Origin of the sequence: Luteimonas suaedae (genome assembly GCF_008312895.1) — a bacterium.
Taxonomy (GTDB): domain Bacteria; phylum Pseudomonadota; class Gammaproteobacteria; order Xanthomonadales; family Xanthomonadaceae; genus Luteimonas; species Luteimonas suaedae.
The window spans coordinates 171,860-193,288 of record NZ_VSSP01000008.1 but is presented as its reverse complement, the minus strand read 5'-3'; the positions used below and the strand labels follow the sequence as shown (position 1 = coordinate 193,288).

Genomic DNA, 21,429 nt, shown 5'->3' with positions numbered 1-21,429 from the left:
GATGCGTCGCGTCTCAATCCCCGGATGCCGAAGCCGCGCGCAGTCGTTCGGCGAACTCCGCCAGCCCGGGCACCGCGGCGTCAACCTCGCGGGCGAAACGCAATGCCGATCGCGCCGGCGGCAGCTCGCCCGCGGCCAGGCGTTCGTCGCCGACCGCGAGCCAGCGCTGCGCCAGGCGCCGCCGCGCCTGCGCCAGGGCATCCTCCTCGTCGGCCAGCGCGGACCGGGCGTCCAGGCACGCGCGGGCGCGGCCGAGACTGTTGTTGCGCAATTCGCGTTCGAAGCAGTCGCGCGCGAACGGCAGCAGCCGGTCGCCGGCCTGCCGCACCCGCGCATCGTCCGGTGCGATGGCGCGCGCCGCGCGCAATTTGTCGTAGGCGCTGTCGCCCGGCGGTGCCAACAGTTCACCCCGCTGTTCGGCTGCGGCGGCCTCGCGCAACAACACCGCGACACGCTGCTGCCGCTGCCGTGACGGCGCGGGCTCCAACTGCGCCTTGAGACGGCGCGACCGCTCGATGCGTTGCGTCGCGGCGCGCACCGCCGCGTGCTCCGGCGCCAGGACCCGGGCCCGCACCAGGGCGGCGTCGGCATCGGCAAAGCGGAAATCGGACGCCAGTCGCTCGGCACGCCGAGCAAGCGCCACGCCGACCTGGACCAGCCCGGCACGGGCATCGGGCGCCTCGGCATCGATGTCCAGCAACTGGCGGTAGCGTTGCTCGGCCGACTCGAGGCGGTTTGCCTCCAGATCCTGGTGGGCGTTGCGCACTGCGGCATCGCGCTCCTCGGCCAGCCGCGCCTCGGTGTCGGGCAGATCGACATGCCCGGGATCGTATTCGCGCGCCACGGCGATCGCCGCGGCCGCCGGCGCGAATTCGCCGCGGCGCAGGCCGGCGCGTGCGTCCTGTAGCAGTTGTCCGATGGCGTCCTCGCGCGCGCGCAGCACATCGTCGTTGCCGGGGTCCAGCTGCAGGATGCGGCGGTACTGGGGCAACGCGGCGTCTTCGGCGCCATGCAGGCGTCCGGCCGCGTGCGCCTGCTGCGCGCGGACCCACATGCGATCGAGCCCGGCATGGGCCGCCTCGCGCACGCGCAGGGCATCGGCGGTGGCCCGGGTCGCCTCGCGCGGCGCCGAGAGTTCACGCGCCAGGCGTAACGCCCGGTGGGCGTCCTCGAAGCGGTTCTGCCGGGTGGCGTTGTCGGCCTGCGCCAGGGCGGCCAGCGCGACCTGCGTCAGTCCCTCGCTCGCCTCGTTGCGGTCGGGTTCCATCGCCAGCGCGGCCTCGTACAGTTCGCGGGCACCGCTGCCGTCCGCCGCGCTCAGGTGGCCGCGCTGCAGCGCGGCAGCTGCCTGCTCGCGCAGCTCTTGGGCGGGCGGCTCCGGCCACAGGCGATCGGCAAGCGGCTCGCGCAACACGAGCAACAGCAGCAGGAAGACGCCCAGCGCCGCCGCCAGCCACGGCCAGTGACGTTGCCATCCGGTCTCGGTGCCACGTCCGCGATGCATGCGGCGCCTGTCGGGGAGCCACGCGCGGAGCTCGCCGAATACCGGCTCACGCCGGCCATCCGGCCGGCGCGCCGGCGTTTCGGCGGGAGCGGGCGGAATCTGCGGATCGTGGTCGCGGCTCACGCACGCAGCATAAGAGAAGACGCGCGGGAATGGCGGTTCGGCGGCGGCGTAACGCCATTTCGCCGCGGATCTATACGGATCAACACCGATAGAACGACGGGAACAGCAACGTGCCGCACCTGGCCTTGATCCGCGTTCATTCGCGCGAAACCGCGGTAAAAACCGCTTCTACCGGCCCGGCTCTGGATCAGGAGCAGTTCGAAACCTAGACACGATAGGCGCGCTCCACCCCGGCGATGCCCTCGATCTTGCCCAGCAGCCGCGACAGCTGGCCGTAGTCCTGCACCCGCAGTTGCAAGCGCAGCCGCATCCGGCCGAGCCCGCGGCCGCCGTCGCTGCTGATCGCCAGCACGTGCGCATCCTCCTGCGCGATCAGGTTGGTCAGGTCCTTGAGCAGGTGCTTGCGGTCGACGCCCTCCACGGTCACGTCGGCGTCGTGGGCGCCGCCGGTCCGCCCCCACTCCACCGGCAGCATGCGCTGCGGCTGGCGCGCCGCCAGGCGCTGCAGCACGGCGCAGTCGGCACGATGCACGCTGACGCCGCGCGAGCGGGTGAGATAGCCGGCGATCGCCTCGCCCGGCAACGGCCGGCAGCAGCGCGCGGTCTGCACCAGCAGGTTGTCGACGCCGACCACGCTGAAGGCCGAGCTCGGCTGCGGCGGCTTGCGCGGCGCCCGCGGCGCGGCGACCGTCGCCGGCTCCGGCGGTGCCGCGTGCTCCAGCAACGCACGCGTGACCTGGTGCGGGCCGACGTCGCCGAGCGCGACCAGCACATGCAGATCGTCGAGCGTGGCGACGCTGAACTTGCGCAGCGCCGGCGCCGGGTCGGCGTGCTGCAATCCCAGCCGCTTGAGTTCGCGATCGAGCAGCTCGCGCCCGGCCTGCAGGTTGCGCTCGCGGTCGAGCTTGTGGAACCAGGTCCGCACCTTGTCGCGCGAGCGGCCGCTGGCGAGATAACCATTAGCGGCGAGCAGCCAGTCGCGGCGCGGCTCGGCGGTCTTGCCGGTGAGGATCTCGACCCGGTCGCCGCTGTGCAGGCGGTGGTCGAGCGGCACGATGCGGCCGTTGACCTTGGCGCCCCGGCAGCGGTGCCCGACCATGGTGTGTACGTGGTAGGCGAAGTCCAGCGGCGTCGCACCGCGCGGCAGGTCGATCACCTCGCCCATCGGGGTGAGCGTGTAGATGCGGTCCTCGACCAGTTCGGTGTCCAGTGCGCCGGCCAGCGCCGCCTCGTCGCCGCCGTCCTGGTGCGACTCCAGCAGCTTGCGCATCCATTCGATCTTGCGCTCCAGCGCGGCATCGCCGCTGCCGCCCTCCTTGTAGCGCCAGTGCGCGGCTACGCCGAGCTCGGCCTGTTGGTGCATCTCGTGGGTGCGGATCTGCACCTCCAACGTTTTGCCCTCGGGGCCGACCACGGCGGTATGCAGTGAGCGATAGTCGTTGCGCTTGGGCCGGGCGATGTAGTCGTCGAATTCGCTCGACACCGGCACCCACAGCGCGTGCACCACGCCCAGCGCTGCGTAGCACGCGGGCACGTCATCCACCAGCACCCGCACCGCGCGTAGGTCGTACAGTTCGCCGAAGGGCACGTCCTTGCGCTGCATCTTCCTGTAGATGCTGTAGATGTGCTTGGGCCGGCCCGCGACCTCAGCCCGTATGCCCTGCGCCGCCAGCACGCGCTCGAGGTCGCGCTTGACCTGCTCGATATAGCCTTCACGGCCGGTGCGCTTGTCATCGAGCAGGCCGGCGATGCGGCGATACGTCTCTGGATCGAGGTGGCGGAAGGCGAGGTCCTCGAGTTCCCACTTCAGCTGCCAGATGCCAAGGCGATTGGCGAGCGGCGCGTGGATGTCGCGGGTCAGTCGCGCCAGCGCCGCCCGCTCTTCGGGTGGCGCCTTCGCCGCCGCGCGCAGGTGCGCCAGCTGCCGTGCCAGCAGGATCGGCACCACGCGCAAGTCGCGCACGATCGCCAGCAGCAGGCGCCGCAGGCCCTCCTGGTTGCCGCGCCCGCCGCGTTCGGCGTGCAGCGCCCAGACCTGGTGGGCGGCGCGCTGGCCATCGAGCAGGGCGGCGATCGCCGGGTGTCGTTGCGACAGGTCCGCCTCGATACGGCTGGCCCAGTCCGGCGCCGCGTACAGGATCGCGGCGGCGATGACCTCGGCATCGGCGTTCAACAACGCCAGCGCCTGCAGCGTGTCGATCAATAGCGGCAACGGCTCGTCCGGCGCGGCCGCCGTCCCGCTGCCCGAGGCGGCACGCGCGAGCAGGTCGCGCAGCACGGGCGTCAGCGCAGCCGTGGCCGGCAACGCGAGCAGGGTCTCCAGCGGAGTGCGGTCGGAGGCCGCCAAGGGTGGTCACGACTATCGGGACAGTGGGTCTACACTACACAAAGTTGTCCAGGCACCCAGAAGCCACCGATACAGTGCGGCTTCCGCTGCCGGCCTAATCAACGATCACCATCACGAGGAATCCATCATGCGCATCCTTCGCCTCCTGTCCGCCGCCGCACTGCTGGCGTGTGCCGCATCCGTCGCCGCACAGCAGCCGCCGCTCGAGCAGCAGATGACGCATCAGGAATTCGTCGACGCCGGCCTGAATAAGCTCAGCTCGCAGGAGCTTGCCGCCCTGAACGCCTGGTTGCAACGCCGCGGCGGAGAAGGCAGCACCGCCGCGATCGAGCAGGCGCGCGAGGAAGGCCGGCGCGAGGCCGCGGAGCAGCAGCAAGGCCGCGGGTTCTTCAGCGGCGGCGACAACGAACCGGTCGAGAGCACCCTCACCGGCGAGTTCCGCGGCTTCGGCAAGGGCAACCGCTATACGCTCGCCAACGGCCAGGTCTGGGAGCAGATCGACGGCGCCAGCCTGGCCGGCGTGCGCAAGACCGATCCCAAGGTGACGGTCCGGCCGGGCATGCTTGGCGCCTGGTGGCTGCAGATCGACGGCTACAACACCCGCGCCAAGGTGCGGCGGATCGAGTGACGCACCGGGCAAATCCTTCCGTTGAGGCGAGCGGAGCACCATCGCCACGGGTGCTGTCCATGAACAGCCGGAGGCGTCTCGTTGATGCCTCGAAAGCCCATGGATCCCGGCTTGTCCAGCCATTCGGCTGTTGAAAACCGCCGGGATGACGACGTGGTGTTTCAACTCGCTGCTCGACCCACCTTCCCCCGCAACTCTGCCAGCCGCCGCGCCAGCTTCTTCGGCGAGACATTGCCACGCGTACCTAGATCCTGTGCGTGCAGCGACACGCGCAGTTCCTCCAGGTCGCGCCGGAACGCCTGCCAGCCCGGTTCGCCGTCTTCGCCTTCGACGGCGGCCTGCTGCAACGCCTCGACGAACGGCTTGAGTTCCAGCATCCGCTGCTGATCGCGCAGCGGATCGCGCAGCGCACGTTCGGCGCGCAACGCCAAGGCCTTGAGATAGCGCGGATACTCGGCCAGCAGCGCCTCTGGCGTATCGCGCAGGAATCCGGGCGGCGCCAGGGCGGCCAGGTGCGCCTGCATGTCGTCGAGGTTGGCGCGCGCCCAGCCCATCAGGCCGGAATCGAGCCGCGCACGGATCTCGGCGATGCGGTCGAGGATCTCCTCGGCCAGCCGCAGCCGCCGCGTCGCCTCGCCGAACAGCGTGCGGGCAATCGCGTCACGGCGCTGCGCGAACGCATCGGCATCGCGGATCGCATCCAGCCCTTCGGCGGTCAACGCCGCCCAGGCGCCATCGACCAGGTCGGCACGCAACAGGTCGCCTTCACGCGCTGCCGTCGCCCGCGGCGCGGTGGACTCGATCGCGACGTACAGCAGCGCGGTCTTCGGCGGCACCGGCAGCTGCTTGCGCGCCTGCCGCAGCTTGCCGTCCAGGGCGATGCGCAGCAGCCGGCACACGCCGGCGGGGTGGCGGCGCCGCGCCTCCACGGGATCGGCATGTACCGCCAGCGACGCGCTGTCGCCTTCGTCGTCCAGCGCCGGGTACGCGGCAACCCCACCCGCGCCCGGTACCGACACCGGGATCGGCGTGTCCGGAAAGTCCTTCAATCCCCGCTGCGCCATGCCTTCGGCCGCGCGCGCGGCGAAGGCACGCGCGGCGCGGTCGCCGAAACGCGTACGCAGTTCGTCCAGGTCGCGCGACTCGGCCAGCACCTGACGTCCGTCGGCATCGAGCAGCCGCAGGTTCATGCGCAGGTGCGGATCGAGCGCCGACTCGTCGAAATCCGTCGCAGTCACCTCCGCGCCGGTCAGCCGCTGCAGGAACCGCGCCAGCGCGCCGGCGAACGCGTCGGCCTCCGGCTGCGGATGCGCTTCGGCGAAGGCGCGGGCGAAATCGGGCGCCGGCACGAAATTGCGCCGCAGCGCCTTGGGCAGCGAGCGGATCATCGCCGCCGCCTTGTCCTCGAAGAAACCCGGCGCCAGCCAGGTGAGTCGCGCCGGGTCCAGTGCATTGAGCAGGTGCAGCGGCACGCTAACGGTCATGCCGTCGTCGGGTGCGCCGGGCTCGAAGCGGTAGCGTACCGCCAGTCGCGCCTCGCCCAGCGCCAGCACCGGCGGGAAGCGCACCGCGTCGCTCTCGTCGCCGACCAGCAGATCCTCGCGCGACCACTCCAGCGCATGCCGTGCCGCCTCCGGCGCCTTCTTCGCCCAGGCATCGAGCGAACGCGCATCGACGATCTCCGCCGGGATGCGCTCGTCGTACCAGCGCAGCATCCACTCCTCGTCGACCACCAGGCCGACGCGCCGCTGCTTGGCTTCTTCCTCGCGCGCGCGCTCGAGCGTGGCCAGGTTGCGCGCCAGGAACGGACTGCGCAGGTTGATCTCGCCGCTGACCAGACCGTCACGCAGGAACAGCGCACGCGCTTCCTGCGGATACAGGCGGCCGTAGTCGACCGGTTTCTTCGGCGCCAGCACCAGGCCGAACAGGCTGACCTGTTCGCTGCCGAGCACCCGCCCCTGCGAACGCGACCAGCGCGGATCGTGATGGCGCCGCGCCAGCAGGTGCGGCAGCTCGGCGATCGCCCATTCGGGCTCGATCGCGGCGTTGGTCAGCGCCCACACCCGCTCGGTCTCGATCAGGGTCGCCGACAGCACCCAGGGCGGCGGCTTGCGCGCCAGCGCCGAGCCTGGGAACAGCTGGAACTTGCGCCCGCGCGGACCGTCGTAGAGACCGCGGTCGGCGCGCTGCCCGAGCTGGGTCGGCAGGCCGGCGATCAGCGCGCGATGCAGGCTGGCATAGGAGGCGGCGCTGCCGATGCCTTCCCCTTGCGTGGAAGGCGGAGCGTTGGCGCTTTGCTCCTGATCCCGGGGTTTCGGCTGCAAATCCCCCCTGCCCCCCTTTTTCATAGGGGGGAGTGCACCTGACTTTTCCTTGGGCGGGGCAGGCAGATGCCGCCGGCCCTTGCCCTGTCTTGGCGGCGGCGGCGGCGACGGACCCACGGCCGTGTTCCAGTCCAGTTCGTCGCACTGCAGCTTGAGCTGCCGGTGCAGCTCGCGCCATTCGCGCATGCGCAGGAAGCCGAGGAAATGCTGTTCGCACCAACGCCGCAGCTGCGACTGGGTCGACTCCTCGTGAGTCTGGCGGTAGGCCTCCCAGAGCTTGAGGATGCCGACGAATTCCGACTTCGGGTCGGCGAATTCGGCGTGTGCGTTGTCGGCGGCGGCGCGCTGGTCCGCAGGCCGTTCGCGCGGGTCCTGGATGCCGAGGAACGACGCGATCGCCAGCATCTCGCGCAGGCAGCCGTGCTGCTGCGCGGCGACCAGCATGCGCGCCAGCTTCACGTCGACCGGCAGCCGCGCCATCGCGCGGCCGGTGGCGGTGAGCCGGCGCTGGTCGTCGACCGCGCCCAGTTCGGTCAGCTGCTGCCAGCCGTCGGCGATCGCGCGCGAATCCGGCGGCTCGACGAACGGGAAGTTCTCGATGACCCGCGCATCGCCGTCCCGCGGCCGCCCGCGCCCACGTTTCGGCGCGGCCGAAAGGCCGCTGCCGATCTCGCTCAGTCCCAGCGTGAGCATGCGCAGGATCACCCCGGCCAGCGCCGCGCGGCGGATCTCCGGGTCGGTGTAGGGCGGGCGCGACTGGAAGTCCGCCTCCGGATAGATCCGGTAGCAGATGCCAGGCGCGATGCGCCCGCAGCGGCCCTTGCGCTGCTCGGCGCTGGCCTGGCTCACCGGCTCGATGTGCAGCCGGTCGAGCTTCTGCCGCGGGCTGTAGCGCTTGACCCGCGCCAGCCCCGGATCGACCACGTAGTGGATCCGCGGCACCGTGAGCGAGGTCTCGGCGACATTGGTGGCCAGCACGATGCGCCGCTGTGGCCCGGGATTGAACACCCGGTCCTGGTCGCGCGCCGACAACCGCGCGTACAGCGGCAGCACCTCGGTGTGGCGGTACTTGCGCCGCTCCAGCGCCCGGTGGGCGTCGCGGATCTCGCGCTCGCCGGGCAGGAACACCAGGGTATCGCCGGTGCCCTTCTCGCGCATGATCTCGTCGCAGGCGGCGGCGATGCCGTCGAGCACGGAAACTGTCCCGGCATCCGGGTTCCTCGATTCCCTTCCGGACGCCTGCTTTCCCCCCCTTTGAAAAAGGGGGGCAGGGGGGATTTGCTCTTGCCCGGCCCGCCCTTCTTCTTCAAAGGAGGAAATGGCATCCCCGCCCAACGGCCGGTAGCGCACCTCCACCGGATGCCCGCGCCCCTCCACGTCCACCACCGGCGCGTCGCCGAAGTGTTTCGAGAACCGCTCGGTATCGATCGTCGCCGAGGTCACGATCACCTTGAGGTCGCGTCGACGCTCCAGCAGGCGCTTCAGATAGCCCAGCAGGAAGTCGATGTTGAGGCTGCGCTCGTGCGCCTCGTCGATGATGATGGTGTCGTAGGCCGAAAGCCAGCGGTCGGAGGCGATCTCGGCCAGCAGGATGCCGTCGGTCATGAACTTCACCACCGTGCGTTCGCTGACCCGGTCGCTGAAGCGCACCTGGTAGCCGACCGCCTCGCCCAGCGGCACCTGCAGTTCCTCGGCCACGCGCCGTGCCACCGCGCGCGCGGCGATCCGCCGCGGTTGGGTGCAGCCGATGGTGCCCGCCGCGCCGCGGCCGGCCGCAAGGCACAGCTTCGGCAGCTGCGTGGTCTTGCCGGAACCGGTCTCGCCGGCGATCACCAGCACCGGATGCGCGCGGATCAGCTCGACGATGCGCTCGGCCTCGGCCGCGATCGGCAACGAGGCGTCCACCTGCGCGGCGGGCAACGCCGCGGCGCGGGCCTCGCGCGCGGCCAACGAGGCCTCCAGCGCGGTCTCGAACGCGGCCTGCGCCGCGATGTCGCCGGGCGCGGCGCGCCAGCGCGACCACAACCCGTGCAGCCGCCCGCGGTCGCGCGACAGCGCGCCGTCGATGGCGCCCCGTGCCCGTGTCAATGCCGCGTTCGCCGCGTGGCCGCTCGAATCCGTCATGGCGCTTGCATATCTTCCCGGAAGTCACATATTCAGAACGAAAGCCGCCCTATTGTGGCGGCAACGTCCCGACAGGAGTCCCGCACATGGCCAAAACCAAGACCAGCAAGCCGAAGAAGAACGCCCGCGCCACTCGCGCGCCAGCCGAGCCCGCGGCCGTGGCATCGCCCGGTCCGCAGTCCAGCGCCCCGGCAATCGATATCGGGATCGGCGATAAGGATCGCAAGCGCATTGCCCAGGGTCTGTCGACGTTCCTGGCCGACGCCTACACCCTGTACCTGAAGACCCACAACTTCCACTGGAACGTCACCGGGCCCATGTTCAACGCCCTGCATGCGATGTTCGAGGAGCAGTACACCGAGCAGTGGAACGCGCTCGACGAGACCGCCGAGCGCATCCGCGCCCTGGGCTACAACGCACCGGGCTCCTACGCCGAGTTCATCGAGCTGTCCTCCATCAAGGAGGAGCCGGGCCTGGAGAAGGCGCCGGAATGGCGCGAGATGGTGCGCCAACTGGTGGTCGGCAACGAGGCCGTCTGCCGCACCGCGCGCAGGGCGCTCAAGACCGCGGACGACGCCGGCGACGATCCCAGCGTCGACCTGCTGACCCAGCGCCTGCAGACCCACGAGAAGTACGCCTGGATGCTGCGTTCGCTGCTGCAGTAAGGCCGCCGGGGCCGGCGGCTGTGCATCTCGTAGGAGCGCGCCATGCGCGCGATGCCCCCGATCCCGACTGCTGCCGCGCGTCCGCTCCCCTGCGCACCCAAGCCGCGCCGGCATCGCGCGCATGGTGCGCTCCTACGGGCTGGCGTAGCCCGCGGAGCTGAGGGGAGCGGGCCACGCCCGCGATGAACGCCTGGCGAGATCTGGCGAAGTTCGGATGCGCAGCGATCGCGCGCATGGCGCGCTCCTGCCGCCGGGGAAATCCTACGGCTCCAGGCGCGGCCGTCCGACACCGCCGTCGGCCGTTTTCCGTTTCGGCGCCCGGGTCACAGCGGCTATCCTGTTCCCATGCAAACCTCCGCACGGGACGCCCTGCAGCGTGTCTTCGGCCACGCCGCCTTTCGCGGCGAGCAGGCCGCCATCGTCGAACATGTCGCCGCCGGCGCCGATGCCCTGGTGCTGATGCCCACCGGCGGCGGCAAGTCGCTGTGCTACCAGCTGCCGGCGCTGCTGCGCGACGGCGTCGGTATCGTGGTCTCGCCGTTGATCGCGCTGATGCAGGACCAGGTCGAGGCGCTGCGCCAGCTCGGCGTGCGCGCGGCATTCCTCAACTCGACGCTCGACGGCGAGACCGCCGCGACGGTGGAGCGGCAGCTGCTGGCCGGCGATCTCGACCTGCTGTACGTCGCCCCCGAGCGCCTGCTGACGCCGCGCTTCCTGTCGCTGCTCGAGCGTGCCTCGCTGGCGTTGTTCGCGATCGACGAGGCGCACTGCGTCTCGCAGTGGGGCCATGACTTCCGCCCTGAATACCGCGAGCTGACGATCCTGCACGAACGCTGGCCGCAGGTGCCGCGGATCGCGCTGACCGCCACCGCCGATCCACCAACCCAGCGCGAGATCGCCGAGCGCCTGCAGCTGGACCGGGCGCGCCGCTTCGTCAGCTCGTTCGACCGGCCGAACATCCGCTATGCGGTGACGCAGAAGGACAACGCCAAGCGCCAGCTGCTGGACTTCGTCGACGCCCACCGCGGCGACGCCGGCATCGTCTACTGCCTGTCGCGGCGCAAGGTGGAGCAGACGGCCGCCTTCCTGGCCGAACACGGCCACACCGCGCTGCCCTACCACGCCGGGATCGACGCCGGCATCCGCGCCGCCAACCAGCGCCGTTTCCTGCGCGAGGAGGGCGTGATCGTGGTCGCCACCATTGCCTTCGGCATGGGTATCGACAAGCCGGACGTACGTTTCGTCGCCCATATCGACCTGCCCAAGTCGATCGAGGGCTACTACCAGGAAACCGGCCGCGCCGGCCGCGACGGCGAGCCGGCCGACGCCTGGATGTGCTACGGCCTCGGCGACCTGGTGCTGCTGCGGCAGATGATCGAACAGTCCGAGTCCGGCGAGGAGCGCAAGCGCCTGGAGCACCGCAAGCTCGACGCCCTGGTCGGCTACTGCGAATCGATGCGCTGCCGCCGCCAGGTGTTGCTGGCGAACTTCGGCGAGGAATACGCACCCGGGGAAAGCGGCGCGAACGGCGCCGGACGGGCCTGCGGCAACTGCGACAACTGCCTGCAGCCGCCGGAGGCCTGGGACGCGACCGAGGCCGCGCAGAAGGCCCTAAGCTGCGTGTACCGCAGCGGCCAGCGCTTCGGCGCCGCGCACGTCATCGACATCCTACGCGGCAGCGACAGCGAGAAGATCCGCCAGTTCGGCCACGACCGGCTCAGCACCTACGGCGTCGGCACCGACCTGGACGCGCGCACCTGGCGCGGGGTGTTCCGGCAACTGGTGGCGCACGGCCTGCTCGAGGTCGATGCCGAGGGCTATGGCGGCCTGCGGCTGACCGAGGCCAGCCGCGCGGTGCTCAAGGGCAGCCAGCCGGTCATGCTGCGCAAGGTGGCCGCCCCCCGCGAGCGCACGCGCGCGCTGCGCACCGCATCGGCGGCGGCCGAGCTCGCACCCGCCGACCTGCCGCTGTTCGAGGCCCTGCGCGAGCTGCGCGCGCAACTGGCGCGCGACCAGAACGTGCCGGCGTACGTGATCTTCCACGACAGCACGCTGCGCGAGATCGCGGCGCGGCGGCCGTCGAGCGAGGACGAGCTCGCCGGCATCGGCGGCATCGGCGCCGGCAAGCTGTCGCGCTACGGCAGCCAGGTGATCGCCACGGTGGCGACGGCGGGTTGATCGACCGCCCCACCGGCGGTCAAAGACAGTTCTTCTCCAAACGGGCGGGCCGACACCGCACGCCTCCGGCGGCCTTCCGTAGGAGCGCGCCATGCGCGCGATGCCGCGGGTATATCCGGCCCCGCGATCGGCGACCCCGCCGCGAGCCGGAAGGCGCGCCAGTGGCCGGAATCCCCTGGCGGCGAAATGCCCGCGGCATCGCGCGCATGGCGCGCTCTTACGGGTTCGTGGCCGGTTCGTCTTCGGCCGGCATCGGCGCATCTGCGTATGTGCCGAAGCCCGGCGGCGCCGGCTCGCGCAGCAGGATCCTGCGCGCGGCGCTTTCCTCGCCGGGCGCCAGCTCCGCCAGCAGCGCAACCTGCCCCGCGACCAGCGAGGCCACCGGTGAGCCGTCGCGGTAGAGCACGCGCGCGCCCGGCAATCGCGGAATCCGGTCGCCGGGCAGCAGCGTGCCGACCAGGTTGAGCGGGTCCATCGCCGACAGGCAGACGAACTCGCCCGCACCTGGCTTCTGCCGGATCCGCCGTAGCAGCCCGATCGCTTCCGGCAATGCGAACTGTTCGCCCGACAGGCCGGCGATGAAGCGCCCGCCGCGAATTTCGCCGCGCGCCTCCAGGCGGCGATAGACGCGCGACAGTTCGCGCCAGGGCGGCAGCCAAGCCGCCTCGCGCTCGAGCAGCCGCCAGCAGACCACGCCGTAGCGGCGCAGCAGCACCCGGGCGACGTGTTCCAGACTCTCGGCGGTCGCGAGCGAAGCGGCGCGGACATCGGCTTCCCCAGCGGACGTATCCACGCCGGCGCGCTGACCGCACGGGGCCCAGCGCCCGGCGTCCTCGATCCCGAACAGCGCCGCACGGCGCCGGCCGCGACCGCGTGCGGACGAACGCTTCGATGCCGGCACCAGCAACGCACGCAGCCCGGCGAAACTGTCGCAGCGCGCGCGGCCGCGGGCGACTAGCTCGGCCAGCGCGTCCTCCAGCTCGGTCTGTAGTAGCCGCGTGCCGGTCGCGATCTCGTCGAAGAACGAGGCGCCGTTGGCGGCCAGGTGGTCGGCGACCCGCTGCGCGCGCGAGGACAGCGCCGCGTCGCCGGCGGAATCCGGCGCCAGCCGCAGCCAGTGCGCGGCCGTGCGCCGCGGCAGCAGCACCACCGGCGTCGTGCGCACCGTTCCGCTGCCGCGCCCGGCACCCGCCTCGGCATCGCTCGCGCGCAGCCGCGTCCACAGGGTGCGGCCGGCGGTGCACAGTTCGTCGAGCCAGGAGATGGAGTAGTCGCGTACGCGCGCCGGCAGCAACTCCGACTCCCAGGCGGCCGCCGGCGCCTCGAAGCCTTCCAGCTGCGACAGCACGCCGGCCAGCGCCTCCGGTCCGCTGGCACGCGCATCACCGGACACGCGCTGCCAGTCGAACAGGAAGCGCAGGAAATCGCGCGTCGGCACCGGCTCGATCTCGCGGCGCAGCCGGCCGAGCGTGTAGCGATGGATGCGCGCCAGCAGGGACCGCTCGCACCACTCGGTCTCCGTGGCGCCGGGGGTGAAGCGGCCCTGCATCGCATAGCCTTCGTTCTGCAGCCGCAGCAGCGCCACGTCGGCGTCGAGCGGCGGCAGCGACAGGCTGCGCGCGAGTTCCGCCGCAGGCGCCGGCCCGAGCCCGGACAGGCGCGCGCGCAGCAGCTCGGTCGCCGCGTCCTCGGCGGCCCAGGGCTGCGCCGCGTACTCCGCCGGCGCCTCGATGCACGGTTGCAGGAACGCCTGCGGGAACAGCGCGCGCAGCTGCGGCAACCGCTCGGCGGCCACCCACAGCTCGCCGCGCCCGGGCGCCGGGCGCAGGCGCGTGGCGCGATGGCCGCGGGCGAGCGTCTCGAGCCAGCCGTCCCAACCGGCATTCGCGGCGGCCTCGTCGGCGCTCACCACGCCCAGGCCCATCAGCGCATCGTGCATCTCGTCGGCACCGCGTACCTCGGGCCAGGCCTGCACGCGCACCTCGGCGATGGCGTCGGCGTCGAGCCGGCCGAGATCGTCGGCGCTTTCCGGATCGGCATAGCGGCGCGTCTGCACCGCCTGGGTGCGGCGCTCCTCCAGCGGCGCGTCGTCGAGGAAGGCGTAGGGCCGCGCGTTGATCGCCTCGGCCGCCAGCGGCGACGGCGCGGCCAGGTCGCAGGCGCGCACCTCCACTTCGCCCGCCTCCATGCGCCGCAGCAGCCGCAGCCAGCCCTGCGCGTCCATCGCCTCGTCCAGGCAGTCGCGCAGCGTCTGCGCCACCAGCGGATGATCCGGCACCTCGCGCTCGCCGACGATGTTCTCCAGGCAGGCCACCTTGTCGGGGAACACGGTGGCCAGGAAGTCCTCCGACTTCATCCGCTGCAGTTGCGGCGGCACCTTGCGCCCGCCCTGGAAGCGCGGCAGCGCCAGCGCGGTGGTCGCGTTCCAGCGCCAGCGCGCGCCGAACAGCGGTGCATCCAGCAGCGCCTGCACCAGGATGTCCAGCGCGGAGGCCGAATGCAGGTACTGCGAGACCTCGATCAGCGGGAAGCTGTGGCTGGTCGACAGCGACAGCACGATCGCGTCCTCGGTGGCCGCCGCCTGCAGCTCGAAGTTGAACTTGCGGCAGAAGCGCTTGCGCAGCGCCAATCCCCAGGCGCGGTTGATGCGGCTGCCGAACGGGGTGTGGATCACCAACTGGGTGCCGCCGGACTCGTCGAAGAAGCGCTCCAGCACGATCCGCGACTGCGTCGGCAGCTCGCCGAGCGCCGCCTGCGCGCTTGCCAGGTAATCGACCAGTTGGCGCGCGGCGTCGGCGTCGAGGCCGAGTTCGTCGCGCAGCCAGGCGATGGCATTGCCGTGGCCAACAGCAAATCCCCCCTGCCCCCCTTTTTCAAAGGGGGGAACAGCAGATGCAGGTGCCTCGGCGGACTCCGCCGGCCGGGGAGCAGCGTGCGGTTCGGCGGATCCCGCCGATTGCGGCGCAACAGACGTTTCAAAGGGCTTCGCCGGATATGGAGCAACATCCGCCAGGGATTTCGCCGGTTCCCGCGATGGCAGCGCCTCACCAGGCGTTGGCGCTTCACGAGGCAGCGCCCCGTCCGTCGCCGGCGACGATTCCGCACCGACGCCCGGCTCCCCCCTTTGAAAAAGGGGGGCTGGGGGGGATTTGCTTTCGGCGCCAACGCCCGGCCCAAGCCGCGCAGCGACCTCCTCGCGCAACCGCGACACCCCGGCCGACAGCTCGTCCGTCCGTCCCGGTGCCTCGCCGATCCAGAACGGAATGCTCGGCGGCAGGCCCTGCGCGTCCTCCACTCGCACCCTCCCCGGCTCCACCCGCAGGATCCGGTAGCTGGCGTTGCCGAGCTGGAAGATGTCGCCGGCCATGCTCTCGACCGCGAAATCCTCGTTCACGGTGCCGATGTTCTGCGCCTCCGGTTCCAGCACCACGGCGTAGTCGCCGGTGTCGGGAATGGTGCCGCCGGACATCACCGCGGTCATGCGCGCGCCCTTGCGCCCGCGCAGCTTGCGATTCACCGCGTCGCGGTGCAGGTAACCGGCGCGCGGGCCGCGACGGCTGCTGTAGCCCTCCGCCAGCATCCGCACCACCGCGTCGAAATCCTCCCGCGCCAGCTGCGCGTACGGCCAGGCGCGGCGCAGCCAGTCGAACAGCGCGTCCTCGTCCCATTCGCGGCTGGCGACCTCGGCGACGATCTGCTGTGCCAGCACGTCCAGCGGCGCCGGCAGGATCCGCAGCGCGTCGAGTTCGCCGCGACGCACGCAGTCCAGCAGCGCGGTGCATTCGACCAGCTCGTCGCGCGTGGCCGGGAACAGCCGCGCCTTCGGTACCCCGCCCACCGTGTGCCCGGAGCGGCCGGCGCGCTGCAGGAAGGTCGCGATCGAGCGTGGCGAACCGAGCTGGCAGACCAGGTCGACGTCGCCGATGTCGATGCCCAGTTCCAGCGACGCCGTCGCCACCAGCACCTTCAGCTCGCCGCGCTTGAGCCGCTGCTCGGCCTCGAGCCGGTGCTCCTTCGCCAGACTGCCGTGGTGCGCGGCCACGTGCTCCTTGCCCAGCAGCTCGCCGAGGTGGCGCGCGGCGCGCTCGGCCATGCGCCGCGTGTTGACGAACACCAGGGTGGTGCGGTGTGCCTCCACCAGTTCGACCACGCGCCGGTACACCTGCTCCCACTGGTCGTTGGACATCACCACCGACAACGGCGTGGGCGGCAGTTCCAATGCCAGGTCGCGCTGGCGGGTGTAGCCGATATCGACGATGGCGCAGTCCGGGGTGCCGTCGGCCGCGACCGCGGCGGCACCGACCAGGAACCGCGCCACCTCGTCGATCGGCTTCTGCGTCGCCGACAGCCCGACCCGTACCAGGCGCCGACCGCACAGCGCTTCCAGCCGCTCCAGCGACAGCGCCAGGTGGCTGCCGCGCTTGTCGTCGGCAACGGCGTGGATCTCGTCCACGATCACCGTGCGCACCGGCGCCAGCATCGCCCGCCCCGACTCCGAGCCGAGCAGTACGTACAGCGATTCGGGCGTGGTCACCAGGATGTGCGGCGGCCTGCGGCGCATGCCGGCGCGTTCGGACTGCGGCGTGTCGCCGGTGCGCACCGCGGTGCGGATCTCGATATCGGGCAGGCCCATCTGGGCCAGTTCGGCACGGATGCCGGCCAGCGGCGCCTCCAGGTTCACGCGGATGTCGTTGGACAGCGCCTTCAGCGGCGACACGTAGACCACCAAGGTCTCGTCCGGAAGCCCTGCCAGCCCCGCGGCCGGCACCTGGTCGCCGAACAGCCCCGGCGCGGTGCCCTGCAGCCCCTGGCGCACCAGGCCGTCGATCGCGGTCATGAACGCGGTCAGTGTCTTGCCCGACCCGGTCGGCGCCGCCACCAGCGTATTGCGGCCGGCGCGGATCGCCGGCCACGCGGCCGCCTGCGCCTCGGTCGGCGCAGGGAACGCGCCGCGGAACCAGGCGGCGACGGCGGGATGGAAGGCGTCGAGGGGCATCGTGAACGGGGGAGAGAGGGAGGGCGGGCAAGAAAGCAATGAGCCTGCGCAACGGGCGTCGCAAGGGATGAGACCGGCCGGCGGTGGGCGGAACCGGGCCGGCACCCATTCGCTGAACGGCACGTCGCGGAGCCCGACAGGCGGCCGTACCGAACCCAATATGCGCCCGCGGATCCCGCGATTCAACGCCGGCCGTCACTCGTGACCGAGCACCCGGTGCGGCTGATAAGGCGCCTCCAGCTCCGCGCGTTCGTCGTCGCCCAGCGACAGCGAGACGGCGGCGACGGCCTGTTCCAGATGCGACAGCTTGGTCGCGCCGATGATCGGCGCCGTCACCCCCGGCTGATGCAGCAGCCAGGCCAGGGCCACCTGCGCCGGCGCCACGCCGCGGCGGGCGGCAACGGCCGCGGCCCGCTCGGCCACCTGGAAGTCGGTCTCGGCGTAGTACATCCCGTGCGCGAGACGATCGCTTTTCGCACGGGCGGTCTCGCCGCCACCGGGCGCACGACCACCGGCGAGAAACCCCCGCGCCAGCGGACTCCACGGCACCACCCCAATCCCTTCCGAGCGGCACAGCGGCAACATCTCGCGCTCCTCCTCGCGATACACCAGGTTGTAGTGGTTCTGCATGGCGACGAACCGCGCCCAGCCATTGCGTTCGGAGAGCGCGAGCGCCTTCATGAACTGCCAGGCGTACATGCTCGATGCGCCGATGTAGCGGACCTTGCCCGCGCGCACCACGTCATTCAGGGTCTCGAGCGTTTCCTCGATCGGCGTTTCGTAGTCCCAGCGGTGCAGCTGGTACAGGTCGATGTAGTCGGTATCCAGCCGGCGCAGCGACGCGTCGACCGCATGCAGGATGTGCTTACGCGACAGCCCGCGATCGTTCGGATCGTCGCTCATCGGGAAGTAGACCTTGGTGGCGATGACCACGTCCTCGCGACGGGCGAAGTCGCGCATGGCGCGCCCCAGGATCTCCTCGCTAATGCCGCGCGAGTACATGTCGGCGGTGTCGAAGTAGTTGATGCCGAGTTCGAGCGCACGACGGATGAACGGCCGGCCCTGTTCCTCGGTCAGGATCCAGTCCTTCGATTCGGGCGAGCCGTAGCTCATGACGCCCAAGCACAGGCGCGAGACCTTGAGGCCGGTACGTCCCAGATTCACGTATTGCATGATGCTCTCCTGGTTAAAGCCATCTGATCGTTCACGCGCGACCGCATGCCCGCGGCTGGCGGTGGAGCGCGATGCCGAAGACGACGAGGGCGACGCCGAATGCCTCGAACGGCGTCGGGATCTGGCGCAGCACGACGATCCCGACCACCACCGCGGTGGCGGGAAGAAGCGCGACGAACAGGGCATAGGTCGCCCGGGGCAGGCGGACCATGGCGAGTTGGTCGAAGACGTAGGGGATGACCGACGAACTGATCCCGACGCCGATGCCCGCGGCCAGCGCGACCGGGTCGCCCAGTGCCGGCGTCGCCGCCATGAACCCGAGCGGCGTGATGACGATGCCGGCGACCAGCAGGGCGGCGCCGAGGCGGTCGATCGGGCTGGTGCCCGGATCCGCACGCGCGACCCGGTGCGCCAGCACGATGTACAGCAGGAACAGGGCGGCATTGGCGAAGGCCCAGGCGAACGCCAGCGGATCGCCCGCGAGCCGCACGTCGGTCAGCAGCCAGACGCCGGCGACCGCGAACAGCAGCGCGGCGACATTGCGGCCCGAGCGACTGCCGGCCAGCGCCAGCACGATCGGGCCGAGGAACTCGATCGCCGCCACCGTCCCGAGCGGCAACCGGTCGATCGCGACGTAGAAGCTGTAGTTCATCAGCGCGAACACCACCCCGAGCGCCACCACCGCGCGTCGCGTGTCGCGACCTGCCGCGAAGAACGACCGCCAGGGCCTGCGCCACAGCGCGAAGACCGCGGCCGCCGAGACGATGCGCAGCCAGGCCACGCCGGCCACCGGCATGCGTGCGAACAGCAGCACGGCGAAGGACGGACCCAGGTAATGGAAGATCGCGCTGCCGACGAAATACGCATGGGCCGGCACCCGATCCGCGAGGCGGCCGGGGCTGGCGACTTCTTTACCATCAAAATACGTCATGGAGGTAAGAATCCTGCGCCGCGATTTCTTACCTGTCAACCTAGTTTTGATGGTAATATCCGGCCATGCACGCCCTGGCCCTGGATCCCGGCGACTATCGCGGCAGCTACAAGCTGGTCGGCGGCCGTCCGTCGCTGGACCTGGTGAACACCGTCAGCTGGCCCGCGACCGGGCACGCCCACGACTGGCTCGATTCCACCGCCAATCTGCAGCGCTGGCTGAAAGCCGTCGGGCTGCCGTCGCCGCCTGCAAGGAACTGCGAACTGCGCACCGCGATCGAGATCCGCGAGATCCTGACGGCGGTATTGCGCCCCCTGGCGCACGGCGAGCCGCCGCCGCGCGGCGCGGTCGAGCGCCTCGACGACCGGGTCGCCGCGGCCGCCGCGCGGCGCACCATCGATCCCGCCACCCTGGCCTGGCACTGGAAGAAGCCTGCGGACACCGCCAACGGCCTCGCACCGGTGCTTCTGGATGCCGCCGACCTGGTCACCGCCGGCGACCGCGAGCGCCTGCGCTTCTGCCCGGCCTGTGAGTGGCTGTTCGAGGACCAGACCCGCAACGGCCGGCGGCGCTGGTGCGACATGGCCGACTGCGGCAGCCGCGACAAGGCGCGCCGCTACTACCGCCGCACGCAGCAGTGAGCCTGTTTCGAAGGGGAAATGTGGGTCGTGTTGGATTCGAACCAACGACCAGCGGATTAAAAGTCCGATGCTCTACCGACTGAGCTAACGACCCGTTGTCGAACGATCAAGCTGCCGCGCACGGCGCGGCGGTCTTGCCCCTCCCGCGAGCGGGAGTGCGCAGTGTCAAGGGCGGCCCGTTGTGTCGCCCGTGCTGCGCAGGCTGCGCATTCTAGCGCAACGCCCCGGCCCGACGCAGGCAGGCACCGCCGGCGTTGTTCAGGCGTAGCGCGTCGGGTCGGCCACGCCGGCGGCGGCGAAGCCTTCGGCGCGCAGGCGGCAGGCATCGCAGCGGCCGCAGGCGCGGCCGTCGGCATCGGCGCGATAGCAGGACACGGTGGCGGCGAAATCCACGCCCAGACGCATGCCCTCGTGCACGATGTCGGCCTTGCCCAGGCGCAGCAGCGGCGCATGCACGCGGATGCCGGCACCCTCCACCCCGGCCTTGGTGGCCAGGTTGGCGAGCCTTTCGAACGCCTCGATGAATTCCGGGCGGCAATCCGGATAACCGGAGTAGTCGACCGCGTTGACGCCGCAGAAGATGTCGGCCGCGCCCAACACCTCGGCCCAGCCCAGCGCCACCGACAGCATGATCGTGTTGCGCGCCGGCACGTAGGTCGCCGGGATTCCCTCGCCGCCCGCCTCCGGCACCTCGATATCCGCAGTGAGCGCCGAGCCGCCGATGCTGCGCAGATCCACCTGCACCGTCTTGTGTTCGGCCGCGTCCAGCGACGCAGCCATGCGCGCCGCAGCGGCCAGCTCCGAGGTATGACGCTGGCCGTAGGCCACGCTCAATGCATGCGCCGCAAAGCCCCGTTCGCGGGCTATCGCCAGGACGACCGCCGAATCCATTCCCCCGGACAGAAGCACGACGGCCTTGGAGCCGTGATTCGTGATTGGTGATTCGTGATTGGTCAAAGCGAGGGCTCGTGATTCGTGATTCGTTAGGCAGGATTCTGGGTTTGGTCGCCGATCTGGGCTCGCGAAAACATGGATCCCGGCCTACGCCGGGATGACGATGATATCGGCACGCTTTTGCGAATCACCAATCACGGCTCTTCTCACCTTCCCGGCTCGTCGTTCCACAGCAGCTTGTGCAACTGCATCTGGAACCGCACCGGCAGGCGGTCGGCGACGATCCAGTCGGCGAGCGCGCGCGCGTCCAGCTGGTCCTTGCTGGGCGAGAACAGCACCTCGCAGCGCGCCGGCAGGTCATGCTCGCGCAGCATCTCTCGGGCCCACTCGTAGTCGGCGCGGCCGCACAGCACGAACTTGACCTGGTCGTGCGCGGTCAGCAGCGGCAGGTTCTCCCAGCGGTTGCGGTGCGCCTCAGCCGAGCCGGGCGTCTTGATGTCGAGCACCCGCGACACCCGGGGATCGACCGCACCGATATCCAGCGCACCGGAGGTTTCCAGCGACACCCGGTAGCCGGCATCGCACAGCCGCCGCAACAGCGCGACGCAGCGCTTCTGCGCCAACGGCTCGCCGCCGGTCACGCAGACGTGGCGCACGTCATGGCCGGCGACCTCGTCGAGGATGGCGTCGATCTCCCACCATTGCCCGCCGTGGAAGGCGTAGGCGGTATCGCAGTACTGGCAGCGCAGCGGGCAGCCGGTCAGGCGCACGAACACGGTCGGCCAGCCGGCGTCGCGCGCCTCACCCTGCAGCGACAGGAAGATCTCGGTGAGCTTGAGCCGGTCCGCCGCCGCGGCGACGGCCGCATCGGAAGAAACGGCGTTCATCGGGGAAATTGTAG

The 21,429-nt window shown here is 71.0% G+C and carries 11 protein-coding genes, 1 tRNA gene and 2 pseudogenes; 4 read left to right on the top strand and 10 right to left on the bottom strand.

Annotated elements, in window-relative coordinates; genetic code table 11:
• Window positions 1-13: 13 nt before the first annotated feature.
• A complete protein-coding gene (locus tag FXO19_RS13245) occupies window positions 14-1,504 on the bottom strand; it encodes a hypothetical protein (RefSeq protein ID WP_149195580.1) in 1,491 nt (496 codons plus the stop codon).
• A gap of 328 nt (window positions 1,505-1,832) precedes the next feature.
• Window positions 1,833-3,974 carry a RelA/SpoT family protein gene (locus tag FXO19_RS13240; protein ID WP_149195579.1) on the bottom strand — a complete coding sequence of 714 codons (2,142 nt, stop codon included), beginning with the start codon at window positions 3,972-3,974 and terminating at the stop codon, window positions 1,833-1,835.
• Window positions 3,975-4,101: 127 nt separating this feature from the next.
• On the opposite strand from FXO19_RS13240, the gene FXO19_RS13235 reads away from it, so the two are divergent.
• Window positions 4,102-4,602 (top strand): hypothetical protein, encoded by a 501-nt coding sequence (locus FXO19_RS13235; protein WP_149195578.1) that lies wholly within the window; start codon window positions 4,102-4,104, stop codon window positions 4,600-4,602.
• A gap of 161 nt (window positions 4,603-4,763) precedes the next feature.
• Here FXO19_RS13235 and FXO19_RS13230 read toward each other — a convergent pair whose 3' ends face one another.
• Window positions 4,764-9,050, bottom strand: a complete 4,287-nt coding sequence (locus FXO19_RS13230; protein WP_149195577.1) for a DUF3418 domain-containing protein — start codon at window positions 9,048-9,050, stop codon at window positions 4,764-4,766.
• An 86-nt stretch (window positions 9,051-9,136) separates the two neighbouring features.
• Here FXO19_RS13230 and FXO19_RS13225 point away from each other — a divergent pair, with 86 nt between their 5' ends.
• Together FXO19_RS13225 and recQ are read left to right on the top strand one after the other, a co-directional pair.
• Window positions 9,137-9,715, top strand: a complete 579-nt coding sequence (locus FXO19_RS13225; protein WP_149195576.1) for a Dps family protein — start codon at window positions 9,137-9,139, stop codon at window positions 9,713-9,715.
• 345 nt (window positions 9,716-10,060) lie between these two features.
• Window positions 10,061-11,893 (top strand): DNA helicase RecQ, encoded by a 1,833-nt coding sequence (recQ, locus tag FXO19_RS13220; protein WP_149195575.1) that lies wholly within the window; start codon window positions 10,061-10,063, stop codon window positions 11,891-11,893.
• 217 nt (window positions 11,894-12,110) lie between these two features.
• Here recQ and FXO19_RS19755 read toward each other — a convergent pair.
• From FXO19_RS19755 to FXO19_RS13205, 4 genes and pseudogenes are all read right to left on the bottom strand, one after another.
• Window positions 12,111-14,726 (bottom strand): annotated as a pseudogene (locus FXO19_RS19755) (Lhr family helicase); the annotation flags it as partial.
• A gap of 342 nt (window positions 14,727-15,068) precedes the next feature.
• Window positions 15,069-16,889: pseudogene (locus FXO19_RS19750) on the bottom strand (DEAD/DEAH box helicase); the annotation flags it as partial.
• Window positions 16,890-17,084: 195 nt separating this feature from the next.
• Window positions 17,085-18,062, bottom strand: a complete 978-nt coding sequence (locus FXO19_RS13210) for an aldo/keto reductase (RefSeq protein WP_149195573.1) — start codon at window positions 18,060-18,062, stop codon at window positions 17,085-17,087.
• Between the two features lie 31 nt (window positions 18,063-18,093).
• Window positions 18,094-18,993 carry an EamA family transporter gene (locus FXO19_RS13205; RefSeq protein WP_149195572.1) on the bottom strand — a complete coding sequence of 300 codons (900 nt, stop codon included), beginning with the start codon at window positions 18,991-18,993 and terminating at the stop codon, window positions 18,094-18,096.
• Window positions 18,994-19,058: 65 nt separating this feature from the next.
• On the opposite strand from FXO19_RS13205, the gene FXO19_RS13200 reads away from it, so the two are divergent.
• The gene (locus FXO19_RS13200; RefSeq protein ID WP_149195571.1) at window positions 19,059-19,634 is read left to right on the top strand and encodes a CGNR zinc finger domain-containing protein; all 576 of its coding nucleotides are present in this window, start codon (window positions 19,059-19,061) and stop codon (window positions 19,632-19,634) included.
• A gap of 21 nt (window positions 19,635-19,655) precedes the next feature.
• Here FXO19_RS13200 and FXO19_RS13195 read toward each other — a convergent pair.
• The 3 genes from FXO19_RS13195 to queE all read right to left on the bottom strand — a co-directional run bounded on the left by FXO19_RS13195 (window position 19,656) and on the right by queE (window position 21,415).
• A tRNA-Lys gene (locus FXO19_RS13195) sits at window positions 19,656-19,728 on the bottom strand.
• 164 nt (window positions 19,729-19,892) lie between these two features.
• Window positions 19,893-20,570 (bottom strand): 7-cyano-7-deazaguanine synthase QueC, encoded by a 678-nt coding sequence (gene queC, locus FXO19_RS13190; protein ID WP_255516418.1) that lies wholly within the window; start codon window positions 20,568-20,570, stop codon window positions 19,893-19,895.
• Window positions 20,571-20,734: 164 nt separating this feature from the next.
• A complete protein-coding gene (gene queE / locus FXO19_RS13185; protein WP_149195569.1) occupies window positions 20,735-21,415 on the bottom strand; it encodes a 7-carboxy-7-deazaguanine synthase QueE in 681 nt (226 codons plus the stop codon).
• Window positions 21,416-21,429 lie beyond the last annotated feature (14 nt).

Excerpts from the sequence above, each read along its gene's own strand:
- FXO19_RS13205 (WP_149195572.1), bottom strand. The coding sequence starts at position 18,993 with ATGACGTATTTTGATGGTAAAGAAGTCGCCAGCCCCGGCCGCCTCGCG.
- queE (WP_149195569.1), bottom strand. The coding sequence starts at position 21,415 with ATGAACGCCGTTTCTTCCGATGCGGCCGTCGCCGCGGCGGCGGACCGG.
- FXO19_RS13235 (WP_149195578.1), top strand. The coding sequence starts at position 4,102 with ATGCGCATCCTTCGCCTCCTGTCCGCCGCCGCACTGCTGGCGTGTGCC.
- FXO19_RS13245 (WP_149195580.1), bottom strand. The coding sequence starts at position 1,504 with ATGCATCGCGGACGTGGCACCGAGACCGGATGGCAACGTCACTGGCCG.
- FXO19_RS13230 (WP_149195577.1), bottom strand. The coding sequence starts at position 9,050 with ATGACGGATTCGAGCGGCCACGCGGCGAACGCGGCATTGACACGGGCA.
- FXO19_RS13210 (WP_149195573.1), bottom strand. The coding sequence starts at position 18,062 with ATGCAATACGTGAATCTGGGACGTACCGGCCTCAAGGTCTCGCGCCTG.
- FXO19_RS13200 (WP_149195571.1), top strand. The coding sequence starts at position 19,059 with ATGCACGCCCTGGCCCTGGATCCCGGCGACTATCGCGGCAGCTACAAG.
- FXO19_RS13225 (WP_149195576.1), top strand. The coding sequence starts at position 9,137 with ATGGCCAAAACCAAGACCAGCAAGCCGAAGAAGAACGCCCGCGCCACT.
- recQ (WP_149195575.1), top strand. The coding sequence starts at position 10,061 with ATGCAAACCTCCGCACGGGACGCCCTGCAGCGTGTCTTCGGCCACGCC.